Genomic DNA, 12,732 nt, shown 5'->3' with positions numbered 1-12,732 from the left:
CCACCCTGCCGTCTCCCCCCGGTGGAGACTCAAGCACCGGCCGGACCCTACGACGAAACCTGCGGCGGCGTGTCCCGCATTCGTCGTAGCGGCGAGCAGACCACGAACAGGCACGCCGCCCAGGTGCCCAGCACGCACACCCAGAGCGCGCCGCGCAGCCCCAGCGCCGTGCCGAGCGCGCCGCCGGTCAGCGCGCCGAGCGGGACCACCCCGAGGCAGATCCAGAGGAACGCGGCGTTGACCCGGCCGAGGATCGCCGGCGGGGTGATCCGCTGCCGGTACGACATCGCGGCCACGTTGAACAGCACCGCGTTGGCCGAGAACGCGGCCAGCCCGAATCCGTAGAGCAGCAGTCCCCAACCGGGTCGGGCCAACGGCATCAGCAGATAGAACGGGCCCGGCACGGTCATCGCCACCCAGATCACCCGGGCCGAGCCGAGCCAGGCCGACAGCCGGGTGGCCAGCACCCCCACCACCAGCCCGCCGACGGCGCTTACCGAGAAGACCAGACCCACCTGCACCGGCGCGGCGTGCAGCTCCCGCACCAGGAACGTCACCTCGATCGAGGCGGACGCTATCACCCAGAAGTTCGACCACGTCGTGCAGGCCAGGATGCTGACCAGGATCGGCTGCCGCCTGATGAAGCCGAGCCCGTCGGTCAGCTCCACCCGCAGGGGTACGCGGGGCGGCGGCTCGCGGCGTACCGGTGGCTGCCGGATCAGGATCAGCGTCAGCGCGCTGACCAGGAAGGCGAACCCGTTGGCCAGGAAGGTGCGGGCGGCGCCGACCAGCCCGATCAGCGCGCCGCTGACAGTCGGGCCGACCAGTTCGGCGGCGTCCTGGCTGATGGTCAGCTTGGCGTTGCCGTCCACCAGCAGGTCCGCAGGCACCAGTCGGGGCAGCAGGGTCTTGTACGCCACGGTGAACAGCACGGTGAGCACGCCGCCCAGCCCGACCACCGCGTACAGGAAGGGCAGGGTGAGGTGGCCGACCAGCGCGGCCACCGGCAGGGACAGCAGGAGCGCGGCCCGACCCAGGTCGCACGCGATCATCAGCCGCCGCTTGTCGAGCCGGTCGGCGACGATGCCCGCCGGCAGCGAGAACAGCAGGTACGGCAGCCAGGCCAGGACGGTGAGCAGGGAGATCTGGAACACGCTGGCGTGCAGGGTGTCGGCGGCGAGCAGCGGCACCGCCACGTTCGTGATCCGGGTGCCCAGCTCGCTTACCGTCTGACCGCCCCAGAGCAGCAGGAAGTTCCGGCTGCGCCAGAGCGACGGGGTCGCCCCAGCGGTGACCGCCGGAGACTGCTCCACCTGCTGACTCACCGTCGTCGCCTGTCCGTGCGGGAAAGCGCCGCCGGCCGGCGGCCCGCGGACTCTATCGGGGGCGTCACCCAGCCGGCACCGCATTTCCGCCGGCCGAGGCCCTCCCTAGACTTCTGCGGGTGAGTGGAGAGCGACGACCCCTGGCGGATCGGCCGCTCACCGAGCCGCACCCGTCCCGGCTGCCGCCCGAGCACCCCGAGCGGGCCCGGATCCTCGCCGCGCACGCCGCCGCGTTGGCGGCCGGGGAAGCCGGCTACCTCGACCCGGCGACGGGGCTGTTCGTGCTCAGCGCCGGTTTCCTGGCCCGCCGCGGCACGTGCTGCGGACGCGGCTGCCGCCACTGCCCGTACGTGGACGATCCACCGACGGAACAGGCGTGAACGAGGACTTCCGCCCGACCCGGACACCCCGTACGGTTTCCGACGGACATCCGGCGGGCCCCTTCCGCCGTCGGTCGGCGAGAGGGTGGAGCGTGCGCGGGCGGATCGTGGTCGCCGGGCTGGCGGGCCTGCTGGTGAGCGGCTGTGCCGCCGAGGCCGAGCCGGTGGCGGTGCCGCCGCCGGCGCCTGTCGCCCTGGACGTGTCGGCGGCCTCCTCGGGGGGCGCCTGCCGACTGCTGGACTTCGTGGTGATCGAGCAGCTCGTCAAGGTGCGCTTCGACGTGGCGGCGGCCAGCGAGCGAGGTGACACGCACACCTGCGTGGTCCGGGACGAGAGCGCGGCGCTCCCGGAGCTGATGCTCAGTGTGTCCGAGACCACAATCGACAAGGCGACCTTCGGCGCGGACGTGGCGCCCGACAAGGCGGCGAAGGTCACCGGCCTGGGTCAGCAGGCGTACCGGCGTACCACAGCCGCGACCGGCGGGCACGGGCCGGTCGCCGAGGTCGGCTGGCTGGCCCCCGACGGACGCCTCGCCACGCTGGCCTGGACGGGTGCCCGTGACGCCGACCGCGCGGCCGCCGAGAAGCTGGCCACGGGCCTGGTCGCGCTGGCCAAGAAGGTGGACACCCGGGCGCTGTGACGCCCGGGTGTGCGGTGCGTCAGTTGGCGGCGACGAAGACCCGGGAGGCGACCTCGCGGGGCAGGCGCACCCGGTCACCGGAGCGGTCGATCGACACCCCGTCGCGCTCCTGGGCCACGGTCACCGTGGCGCCCGGGTCGACACCTGCGGCGTGCAACTGGCGCAGCACGTCGGCGTCCTTCTGCACGCTCTCGCAGATCCGCCGCACCACGACGGGCCCGGAGAGGCCGGGGAAGGCCAGGTTGCGCTCGCCCTCGGCGGCCGCGGTGGTCTCCGCCTCGGCCGAGCCCAGCTCCTGAAGACCCGGGATCGGGTTGCCGTACGGGGAGCGGGTCGGCCGGTTGAGCAGGTCGTACACCCGCTTCTCCACCGCGTCGCTCATCACGTGCTCCCAGCGGCAGGCCTCCTCGTGGGCCTCCTCGTAGGGCATCCCGATGACATTGACGAGCAGCAGCTCGGCGAGGCGGTGCTTGCGCATCACCGAGACGGCGCTGCCCCTGCCGAGCGCGGTGAGCGTCAGGTGCCTGTCGCCCTCGACGGTGAGGAGGCCGTCGCGCTCCATCCGGGCGACGGTCTGGCTCACTGTGGGGCCGCTCTGCTGCAGCCGTTCGGCGATCCGGGCACGCAGCGGCGGCACCCCCTCCTCCTCCAACTCGAGGATGGTGCGCAGATACATCTCGGTCGTGTCGACCAGGTCGTGAGACTTCATAACGTCAGCGGCCCTCCGGTGCACGATGCTACCCCGCGGCGCGGCCGGTGACCGCCGCCGAACCGCGTGCTGCCGACCCGGATGGTGTTGGATGGTCGCCATGTCCGGTACCGAGGAGCTGCTTGTCGAAGTCGATCGGCTCGCCGCCGAACTCGACCACGCCGACCCGCCCACCCTGCTCGACGTCCGCTGGCGGCTCACCGGCCCGCCCGGCCACGACGACTACCTCGCCGGCCACCTGCCCGGCGCGGTCTTCGTCGACCTGGACACCGCGCTGTGCGGGCCGCCCGGCGCCGGCGGCCGGCACCCGCTGCCCGACCCGGGCGCGCTGCGGGCCGCGCTGCGGGCGGCCGGCGTCCGCGCAGGTCACCCAGTTGTGGTGTACGACGGCGGTGACGGCCTGGCCGCCGCGCGCGCCTGGTGGACGTTGCGCTGGGCCGGGCACCGGCCGGTGCGCCTGCTGCACGGCGGCTTCCCGGCCTGGGTCGCCGCCGGACGACAGGTCTCCACCACCGCGCCCGTCCCGGTCGACGGCGACGTCGAGGTGCGCCCCGGTGATCTTCCGGTGCTGGACGCCGGGCAGGCCGCCGTGCTGGCTGCCGCCGACGACGCAGTGCTGCTCGACGTGCGCGCGGCGCCCCGCTACGCAGGCGACGTCGAGCCGATCGACCCGGTCGCCGGTCACGTGCCCGGTGCGGCCAACCTGCCCGCAGGCGAGTACGTGGGCGCCGACGGGCGTTTCCCGGCCGCCGACGTCCTGCGCGAGCGGTTCGCCGCGGTCGGCGCGACCGGGGCGCGGGCGGTCGGGGCTTACTGCGGCTCCGGGGTGACCGCCGCGCAGGCGGTCCTCGCGCTGCACCTGGCCGGTCGCACGGACGCCGCGCTCTACGTGGGTTCGTGGAGCAACTGGGTCGCCGACCCGGCACGGCCGGTCGCCTCGGGGCCGACACCGGGCCGCTGACCAGCGCGTGCGACGGGTTGCCGACGGTCCTCGTGCGACGATGGGCTCATGTCCGACGACACGGTGGTGGTGTGGGACCCCTCGCTGCTCGCCTACAACATGGGTGACCATCCGCTCGACCCGGTCCGGGTGGAGCTGACCGTCGCGCTCGCCCAGGAGCTGGGCATCCTGGACCGTCCCGGGGTACGCGTGGTCACGCCGGAGCCCGCCGACGACGCCCTGCTCACCCGCGTGCACCACCCGGCGTACCTGGCCGCGGTGCGGGCCGCGCCGCGTGACCCGCTGTTCGCCGGGTACGGGCTGGGCACCTCCGACAACCCGGTCTTCGAGGGGATGCACGAGGCCAGCGCCCTGATCACCGGCGCGACAGTTGCCGCCGCGGAGGCAGTGTGGCGTGGTGACGCCCTCCGGGCCGTGAACGTGGCCGGCGGGCTGCACCACGCGATGCCCGCCCGCGCGTCCGGCTTCTGCGTCTACAACGATCCGGCGGTGGCCATCGCCCGCCTGCTCGACCTGGGCGCGGAGCGGATCGCGTACGTCGACGTGGACGTGCACCACGGCGACGGGGTGCAGGAGGTCTTCTGGGACGACCCCCGGGTGCTCACGGTCAGCCTGCACGAGACGCCACTCGCGCTCTTTCCCGGCACCGGCTTCCCGGACGAGACGGGTGGGCCGGGCGCGCAGGGCAGCGCGGTGAACATGCCCCTGCCGCCCGGCGTCGACGACACCGGTTGGCAGCGGGCGTTCCACGCGATCGTGCCGTCGGTGCTGCGCGCGTTCCGACCGCAGGTGCTGGTGAGCCAGTGCGGCGCGGACGGACACCGGCTGGATCCCCTCGCCGACCTGAACCTGACTGTGGACGGGCAGCGCGCCACCTACCTGGCGATGCGGGCGCTCGCCGACGAGTTGTGCGAGGGCCGCTGGGTGGCCACCGGCGGCGGTGGGTACGCGCTCGTCGAGGTGGTGCCCCGAGCCTGGAGCCACCTGCTGGCCGTGGCGACCGGCGACCCGATCGCCCCGGCGACGCTCACCCCGCCGGCCTGGCGGGAGCTGGCCGCGGCCCGTCGACCGGGCCGGGAGATTCCGCTGCGGATGACCGACGACGCGGACCCGTCGTACGAGCCGTGGCAGCCGACGGGCGAGCCGAACGCGGTGGACCGGGCGATCGCGGCGACCCGCAAGGCCGTCTTCCCGCTGCTCGGGCTCGACCCGTACGACCCCCGGGACTAGGGCCGGGCCGGGGGAGGACCACGCCGGTGACGACAGTGGACCAGCCGGTGGACGTGCTGCTCAGCGACGGCAGCACCGTCCAGCTGCGAGCGATCAGCCCGGACGACGCGCCGGCGGTCGTGGCGATGCACAGCCGGTTCTCCGAGCGCACCCGCTACCTGCGTTACTTCTCGCCGTACCCGCGCATCCCGCAGCGGGATCTGGTCCGGTTCGTCACTGTCGACCACCACGACCGGGAGGCGTTCGTGGTGCTGGCCGGGGACCTGCTCGTCGCGGTCGGCCGGTACGAACGGCTCGGGCCGCAGGCGCCGGAGGCGGAGGTCGCCTTCGTGGTCGAGGACGCCTTCCAGGGTCGGGGCATCGGCTCGGTGCTGATGGAACACCTGGCCGACGCCGCGCGGCGCAACGGCATCATGAGTTTCGTCGCCGAGGTGCTGCCGGCCAACGGGACGATGCTGCGGGTCTTCTCCGACTTCGGCTACCAGGTGCAGCGCGCGTACGCCGACGGTGTGGTGCACCTGAGCTTCCCGATCGCCCCGACGGAGACGACCCTGGAGGTGCAGCGCGGCCGGGAGCACCGCACCGAGGCCCGCTCGATCGCCCGGCTGCTCGCCCCGCGCGGCATCGCCGTCTACGGGGCGAGCGGCACCGGCCAGGGCGTCGGCGCGGCGGTCCTCGGGCACCTGCGCGACGGCGGGTTCACGGGAGCCGTGGTGCCCGTGCATCCGAGCGCGTCGACGGTGGCGGGGCTGCCCGCGTACCCCCGCGCCGTCGACGCCGGGGTCGCTGTGGACCTGGCGGTGGTGGCGGTCCCGCCGGAGGCGGCGACCGCGGTGGTCGCCGACGCGGCCGCCGCCGGGGTGCACGGCCTGGTCGTGATCTCGGCCGGCTTCGCCGAGGCCGGCCCGGAGGGCGCGGCCACGCAGCGTGCGCTGGTCCGCGCGGCGCACGCCGCCGGGATGCGCGTGATCGGCCCGAACTGCCTGGGCGTGGCGAACACCGACCCGGCGGTACGCCTCAACGCCACCCTCGCCCCGGCGCTGCCGCCGGCCGGGCGGGTCGGCATCTTCAGCCAGTCCGGCGCGTTCGGGGTGGCGCTGCTCGCCGAGGCGGACCGGCGTGGCCTCGGGCTGTCCAGCTTCGTGTCGGCGGGCAACCGGGCCGACGTCTCCGGCAACGACCTCCTGCAGTACTGGCAGGACGACCCCGGCACCGACGTGATCATGTTGTACCTGGAGACGTTCGGCAATCCGCGCAAGTTCGCCCGCCTGGCCCGGCGGATCGGCCGCGCGAAACCGGTCGTCGCGCTCGCCTCACCGGCCCGCCCGTCCGGTGTGGGCGACACCGCAGGCCCGGACGAGGTGGCGGTGGCAGCGCTCTTCGCCCAGTCCGGGGTGATCCGGGTCGACACCGTGCCGGAGCTGCTCGACGTGGGGGTGTTGCTGGCCAACCAGCCGCTGCCCACCGGCGGCCGGATCGGCGTGGTCGGCAACTCGTCGGCGCTTACCGGCCTGGCCGCCACGGCCTGTGTGGGGCAGGGACTGACCGTCGCCGAGGGCTATCCGCGCGACGTCGCGCCGAGCGCCGGCGCGGGCGAGTTCGCCGCCGCCCTCGCCGAGACGGCCGGCGACGACCGGGTGGACGCCCTCGTCGTGGTCTTCGCCCCGCCGCTGCCCGGCCAACGCACCGAGGTGGACGCCGACGTCACCGCCGCGCTGCCGGCCGCCCTCGCCCTGGGCAAGCCGACCGTGGCGACGTTCCTGGTCGGTCGGTTGCCGGCCGGGGTGCCCGCGTACGGCGGTGTGGAGGAGGCCGTCCGGGCCCTCGCCCGGGCGCACCGGTACGCCGAGTGGCTGCGCCGTCCTCCGGGTGTCGCCCCCGACCTGCCAGGGATCGACCGGGACGCCGCAGCGGCCGCGCTGCGCGCCGACAGCGCCGACGCGGAGGCGCTGCTGGCCGCGTACGGCATCGAGACCGTCGCGTCGGTGCCCGTGGGCTCGATTGACGCGGCGGTCGACGCGGCGGCCCGGGTGGGTTTTCCGGTGGCCCTCAAGGCCGCCGCCGCGGGGCTGCGGCACCGGCTCGACCTGGGCGCGGTCCGCCTCGACCTGCCCGACGAGGCGAGCGTCCGCCGCGCGTACGTCGAGATGGCCGCCGGCTTCGGCGCGGACGTGTTGGTGCAGCCGATGGTCCCACCGGGCGTGGCCTGCGTGGTGGAGGTGGTGGAAGATCCGGCGTTCGGGCCGGTCGTCGGCTTCGGCCTCGGCGGGGTCGCCACCGAGCTGCTTGGCGATCGGGCCTGGCGGGCGGTGCCGCTGACCGACACCGACGCCGCCGAGCTTGTCGACGAGCCCCGGGCGGCACCGCTGTTGCGGGGGCACCGGGGCGCGGCGCCGGTGGACCGGGCGGCCCTGGCCGACCTGCTGCTGCGGGTCGGTCAGCTCGCCGACGACCAGCCCCGGGTGCGCTCGTTGACACTCAACCCGGTCCTCGCCCGCCCGGACGGCATCTCCGTCCTGCACGCCGAGGTGCGGGTCGGCGGCGTGGCCGCCCGCCCGGACACCGGCCCCCGGCGTCTGTGAGCGTGACCGGTCAGGCGCGGCTGGAGATCTGCTGGACGCCCCAGGTGTTGCCGTCCGGGTCGGCGAAGAAGACGAAGCCGACGTTGTCCAGCGGGTCCGGCGTCGGCCGCGGGTTCTGGCCCAGCACCTGGATGTCGCTGACCTCCACGCCACGCTCGACGAGCTCCGCGTGGGCCCGCTTCAGGTCGGGCACCACCAGTTGCAGGCCCCGGAGCGAACCCGGCGGCATCTCCGGGACCACGCCCGTGCCGATCACGATCGAGCAGCCGGAGCCGGGCGGCGTCAGCTGGACGAGGCGCACGTCCTCGCTGATCACCGTGTCATGGTCGACGGCGAAGCCGATCTGGTCGGCGTAGAACGTCTTCGCCCGGTCCACATCGGAGACCGGCACGATCACCACTTCCAACGTCCAGTTCATGGCACTCTCCTCGCGTCGTCACGCAGCCGATCGGTGCCACAGTCAAGCACCTCGACAGCAGTGAAGGCCCCGGCGAACCGCCGGAGCCTTCCCTGCGCGTCCGGTCGCGTCAGCAGGCGTACGCCTCCAGGCGCTGCGCCCGCTCCGGAGCGCGCAGCTTCAGCAACGTCACCTTCTCGATCTGCCGGATGCGCTCACGGGACAGGCCGAACTCCCGGCCGACCTCGTCCAGGGTGCGCTGCCGGCCGTCGTCCAGCCCGAACCGGAGCCGGATGACCGCCTGCTCCCGCTGCGACAGCGTGGACAGCACGATGCTTACCTCGTTGCGCAGTTCGCCCTGCGCGGCGCCCTCGCCCGGGTCGGTGCGCGGGTCCACCGAGGCCACGAAGTCACCGAGCGCGCTCTCGCCGTCGTCGCCGACGGCCTGGTCCAGGCTGACCGGCTCGCGGTCGTACGAGATCAGCTCGATGACCTGGAACTCGGAGATGTCCAGGGCGCGGGCGACCTCGGCGACAGTGGGCTCGCGGCCCAGCGTCACCGCCAGTTCGCGGCGGGACCGGACCATCCGGTTGACCTGCTCGACCATGTGCACGGGAATGCGGATGGTGCGGGCCTGGTCGGCCATGGCGCGGGTGATCGCCTGCCGGATCCACCAGGTCGCGTACGTGGAGAACTTGTAACCCTTGGCGTAGTCGAACTTCTCCACAGCCCGGATGAGGCCCAGGTTGCCCTCCTGGATCAGGTCGAGGAAGGCCATCCCACGTCCCGTGTAGCGCTTGGCGATGCTGACCACCAGCCGCAGGTTCGCCTCCAGCAGGTGGTCCTTGGCGGCGCGGCCCTCGGCGACGATCAGCTCGAGGTCGGCCCGCAGCTCCTCGGAGACGGGGGTGCAGGTGGCGAGCTTCTCGTCGGCGAACAGGCCGGCCTCGATCCGGCGGGCCAGGTCGACCTCCTGCGCCGCGCTGAGCAGCTTCGTCCGGCCGATCCCGTTCAGGTACGCCCGGACCAGGTCGGTGGAGATACCGCGCTCGTCGGTGGCGTCAAGGTCGGTGAGGGCCTCGGCGGGCTTGTTGGTCTCGGTGCTGGTGCCCGGGCGCGTCCGGTGTTCCGTCATCTGCAGGACCATCTCTGTCTCTCCCCGTGTCCACGTCTGTGCCGCGTCTCCGGCTCAGTGGTGCCGGTGTGACACACAGCTTGGCGGGCGGGGCGTGAAACGGGAGTGAGGCGATCGGGCACCCGACAGGAATCCGGCCGGATCGTTGCCGCGGTGTGTCGTCCCGGCGGTTGCGTGCGCCGCCCGGCTACGTTGCGGGCAGGTCGGCCGACCCGGGTCGGCGTGGTCCGACGATGGAGGACTGTGTGGTCTTCAAGCGGCTCATGAAGGCGATGGGGGTCGGCGGCCCGTCGGTCGAGACGGTGCTCGCCAACCCGAACTGCCGGCCCGGCGGGCAGTTGGAGGGCCGCATCCAGGTGCTCGGCGGGGACCATCAGGTAGACATCGAGCACGTCACGCTCGGCCTGGTCACCCGGGTCGAGGTGGAGAGCGGCGACAACGACTACGACACCACTCAGGAGTTCCACCGCCAGCGGATCACCGGCGCGTTCCGGTTGGAGCCGGGGCAGCGCCACGATCTTCCGTTCCGCTTCGACGTGCCCTGGGAGACACCCGTCACCGAGCTGTACGGGCAGCACCTGCACGGCATGACGATGGGCCTGCGGACCGAGCTGGAGGTCGCGCGCGCCGTCGACACGAGCGACCTGGACGCCGTGGTGGTGCACCCGTTGCCCACGCAGGAGCGGCTGCTTGAGGCGTTGCTGCGGCTGGGCTTCCGCTTCGCGCGCGCCGACGTGGAGCGTGGGCACCTCTACGGCGTACGGCAGACGTTGCCGTTCTACCAGGAGATCGAGTTCAGCCCGGCGCCGCAGTACGCCGGGTCGATCAACCAGTTGGAGATCACCTTCATCGCCGACGCGCGACAGATGCAGGTGGTGCTGGAGGTCGACAAGCGCGGCGGCGTCTTCACCGAGGGCCGGGACGCCTTCGGCCGGTTCACCGTCGAGCACGCCACCGCAGACACCACCGACTGGACCGCCGAACTGGACACCTGGCTCCGCGGATCCCTATCCCGCCGAGACCCCTTCCCCTAACCGGCCCCCCCACCCCACCCCACCCCACCCCCGCCCCCGCCCTGTCCCGCCCTGTCCTGTCCCGGTGATCAAGAAGTTTGCGTCAGGATTCGGGCTCGATATGACGCAAACCTCTTGATCACCAAGAGAGGGGGGTGGGGTGGGGGTTAGAGGTCTAGGAGGATTGTTTGGGGGCCTATGTTGGTGCTTTCGACGAGCATGTGGGCTCGGAAGCGGCCTGTTTCGACCTTGGCGCCTCGTTCACGGAGCGCGTCGACCACCGCTGTCACCAGTGGCTCGGCCACGTCGGCGGGGGCGGCTGCCGTCCAGCTTGGACGGCGACCCTTGCGGGCGTCGCCGTAGAGGGTGAACTGGCTGACCACCAGGATCGGCGCACCGGCGTCGGCGGCGGAGCGCTCGTCGTCCAGGATGCGCAGCTCGTGCACCTTTCGGGCCATCGTCCGAGCGGTCTCCGCCGTGTCGGTGTGGGTCACTCCGAGCAGCACCAGCAGGCCGTCGGAGATGGCGCCGACCACCTCACCGTCCACTGTCACGCTGGCCCGTCCGACGGTCTGCACCACGGCCCGCATCAGCAGCCCGCCGCGAGGCCGCTTGTCGCGAGGCCGCTTGTCGCGAGGCCGCTTGTCGCGAGGCCGCTTGTCGCGAGGCCGCCAGGCGCGGGGCTGCCAGGCGCGGGGCTGCCAGGCGCGGGGCTGCTTGTCGCGGGGCCGTCCGGGACGCGGCCGTCCGGGACGCGGCCGTCCGGGACGCGGCCGTCCGCGAGACCGCCGGCCGCCGTCCCGCCTCGCACGTCTGCCCGCATCACTCGGTCACCGGCTCGATGAAGCCGCGCTCCACCAGGTGCGCGACGATCGGGCCGGCGGCCTCGGCCATCTCCGCGGGTTCGACGTCGTGGGCCGCGGCGAGCAGGGCGAGCTGGTCGCGCAGCGGCAGCCGGCCGTCGGCCCCACCGACAAGCGCCAGCACCAGCGGGTCGATCTCCTCGGTCCAGCGCAGGCCGTGCGGCATCGCGAGCACCTGCCGATCCACAGCCCAGCCCTCGTCGCCCATGGTGGCCTCCTGGCGCAGCTGGAGGCCGTCGGCCGCCCGGTAGCGCTCGGCGAGCAGCGCGTCGGTGTCGCGTACCCGCAGGAAGTCCTGGCGGTCGAACCAGGCGCCGATCTGGTCACCCAGCGGCGGCTGTACCCGCTGACGCAGGTCCTCCACGCGGACCACCGGATCTGCGTGCCCGCCTCGACGCAGCGACACGATGCCGAAGCCGATCCCCTCGATCTTGTGCGCATCGAACCAGTCCAGCCAGACGGCCGCCCGCTGCGGGTCGGCGCCCTCGCCGACGTCGGTGAGCCACAGGTCGACGTACGCCATCGGGTCGGCCACCTCGCGCTGGATCACCCAGGCGTCCAGGCCGGTGCCGGCGAACCAGCCGGCCACCCGCTCGTCCCACTCCTCGCCGGCGACGTGCACCCAGTTCGCCAGGTACTGCATGGTGCCGCCCTCGGTGAGCAGACCGGGGGCGGCGGCGGCCAGTTCGGCGGCGATCGCGTCACCCACCCGCCCCGAGTCGCGGTAGACGTGCGTGGTCGTACCCGGGCCGACCACGAACGGCGGATTGCTCACCACCAGGTCGAAGCGACGGCCGGCCACCGGGGCGACCAGGTCGCCGCGCAGCAGCTCCCAGTCCTGGCCGTTGAGGGCGGCGGTGGTCGCGGCGAAGCGCAGGGCCCGCTCGGAGAGGTCCGTGGCGGTCACCGTGTCGGCGTGGGTGGCCAGGTGCAGGGCCTGGACGCCGGAGCCGGTGCCCAGGTCCAGCGCGCTGCCCACCCGCCGGCGCACTGTCGCGCCGATCAGGGTCTGGGTGGCGCCGCCGATCCCCAGCACGTGCTCGGCGTGCAGCGGGCGACCCGGCCGGGCGCTGGCCGGCACGTCGGCGAGCACCCACCAGTCGTCCCCGTACGGCTCCAGGTCGACGCCGGCGCGCAGACCGTCGCCGTACCTCTCGACAAGCCCGCCGGCCAGCGCCTCCTCCACCGTGAGCGGCGCCAGCGCGGCGGCCACCGCGGCCTCCGGCTCGGTCTGGTCGCAGATGAACACCCGGATCAGGGTGCCGAGCGGGTCGCCGTCCTCGGTGGCGCGCAGCGCCGCCCGGTAGTCGTTGCGGGCGACCGCGCCGGTGGCCTGCGCGCCCAGCCGCTCGGCGATGCCGTGGCTGGTGAACCCGGTCCGGGTCAGCGCGGTGCGCAGCGCGTCGACGCCGGCGGGGGAGAGCAGCATGTCGTGTTCGTCCACGCCCTCATCCTGCCTTTCGTGCCGTTCCGCGTCGGCAGCACCCGCCGGAGCG

12 protein-coding genes are annotated in these 12,732 nt (G+C 73.6%); 6 read left to right on the top strand and 6 right to left on the bottom strand.

What is annotated here, in order from left to right; all coding sequences use genetic code 11:
* Window positions 1-47: 47 nt before the first annotated feature.
* Window positions 48-1,325, bottom strand: coding sequence for an MFS transporter (locus OOJ91_RS32430; protein ID WP_266251090.1), 1,278 nt, complete (start codon window positions 1,323-1,325; stop codon window positions 48-50).
* 119 nt (window positions 1,326-1,444) lie between these two features.
* On the opposite strand from OOJ91_RS32430, the gene OOJ91_RS32425 reads away from it, so the two are divergent.
* Both OOJ91_RS32425 and OOJ91_RS32420 read left to right on the top strand, forming a co-directional pair.
* Window positions 1,445-1,705, top strand: a complete 261-nt coding sequence (locus OOJ91_RS32425) for a DUF5522 domain-containing protein (RefSeq protein ID WP_266251088.1) — start codon at window positions 1,445-1,447, stop codon at window positions 1,703-1,705.
* A 92-nt stretch (window positions 1,706-1,797) separates the two neighbouring features.
* Window positions 1,798-2,346 (top strand): hypothetical protein, encoded by a 549-nt coding sequence (locus OOJ91_RS32420; protein ID WP_266251087.1) that lies wholly within the window; start codon window positions 1,798-1,800, stop codon window positions 2,344-2,346.
* A 19-nt stretch (window positions 2,347-2,365) separates the two neighbouring features.
* On the opposite strand, the gene OOJ91_RS32415 is transcribed toward OOJ91_RS32420, so the two are convergent.
* Window positions 2,366-3,055, bottom strand: a complete 690-nt coding sequence (locus OOJ91_RS32415) for a metal-dependent transcriptional regulator (protein WP_266251085.1) — start codon at window positions 3,053-3,055, stop codon at window positions 2,366-2,368.
* A 100-nt stretch (window positions 3,056-3,155) separates the two neighbouring features.
* Here OOJ91_RS32415 and OOJ91_RS32410 point away from each other — a divergent pair, with 100 nt between their 5' ends.
* The 3 genes from OOJ91_RS32410 to OOJ91_RS32400 are packed head-to-tail and all read left to right on the top strand — an operon-like array spanning window position 3,156 to window position 7,828.
* Entirely contained in the window at window positions 3,156-4,016 is an 861-nt protein-coding gene (locus OOJ91_RS32410; RefSeq protein WP_266251083.1) for a sulfurtransferase, read from the top strand.
* A 48-nt stretch (window positions 4,017-4,064) separates the two neighbouring features.
* The gene (locus tag OOJ91_RS32405; protein WP_266251081.1) at window positions 4,065-5,246 is read left to right on the top strand and encodes an acetoin utilization protein AcuC; all 1,182 of its coding nucleotides are present in this window, start codon (window positions 4,065-4,067) and stop codon (window positions 5,244-5,246) included.
* Window positions 5,247-5,272: 26 nt separating this feature from the next.
* Complete coding sequence (locus tag OOJ91_RS32400) at window positions 5,273-7,828, top strand: bifunctional acetate--CoA ligase family protein/GNAT family N-acetyltransferase (RefSeq protein ID WP_266251079.1); 2,556 nt, start codon at window positions 5,273-5,275, stop codon at window positions 7,826-7,828.
* 10 nt (window positions 7,829-7,838) lie between these two features.
* On the opposite strand, the gene OOJ91_RS32395 is transcribed toward OOJ91_RS32400, so the two are convergent.
* Both OOJ91_RS32395 and sigB read right to left on the bottom strand, forming a co-directional pair.
* Entirely contained in the window at window positions 7,839-8,246 is a 408-nt protein-coding gene (locus tag OOJ91_RS32395) for a VOC family protein (protein ID WP_266251076.1), read from the bottom strand.
* A 109-nt stretch (window positions 8,247-8,355) separates the two neighbouring features.
* Entirely contained in the window at window positions 8,356-9,372 is a 1,017-nt protein-coding gene (gene sigB, locus OOJ91_RS32390; RefSeq protein WP_439117150.1) for an RNA polymerase sigma factor SigB, read from the bottom strand.
* A 233-nt stretch (window positions 9,373-9,605) separates the two neighbouring features.
* Between sigB and OOJ91_RS32385 the strand changes: the two genes are divergently transcribed.
* On the top strand, window positions 9,606-10,394 hold the full coding sequence (locus OOJ91_RS32385) for a sporulation protein (RefSeq protein ID WP_266251552.1): 789 nt from the start codon (window positions 9,606-9,608) through the stop codon (window positions 10,392-10,394).
* Between the two features lie 146 nt (window positions 10,395-10,540).
* On the opposite strand, the gene dtd is transcribed toward OOJ91_RS32385, so the two are convergent.
* Entirely contained in the window at window positions 10,541-10,963 is a 423-nt protein-coding gene (dtd, locus tag OOJ91_RS32380; protein WP_266251075.1) for a D-aminoacyl-tRNA deacylase, read from the bottom strand.
* A 232-nt stretch (window positions 10,964-11,195) separates the two neighbouring features.
* Window positions 11,196-12,680 carry a DUF7782 domain-containing protein gene (locus tag OOJ91_RS32375; RefSeq protein ID WP_266251074.1) on the bottom strand — a complete coding sequence of 495 codons (1,485 nt, stop codon included), beginning with the start codon at window positions 12,678-12,680 and terminating at the stop codon, window positions 11,196-11,198.
* Between the last annotated feature and the right edge of the window lie 52 nt (window positions 12,681-12,732).

Origin of the sequence: Micromonospora lupini (genome assembly GCF_026342015.1) — a bacterium.
Classification (GTDB): Bacteria; Actinomycetota; Actinomycetes; order Mycobacteriales; family Micromonosporaceae; genus Micromonospora; species Micromonospora lupini_B.
Note: the sequence above shows the minus strand (reverse complement) of the source record. Positions and strands in the feature narration are given on the sequence as shown.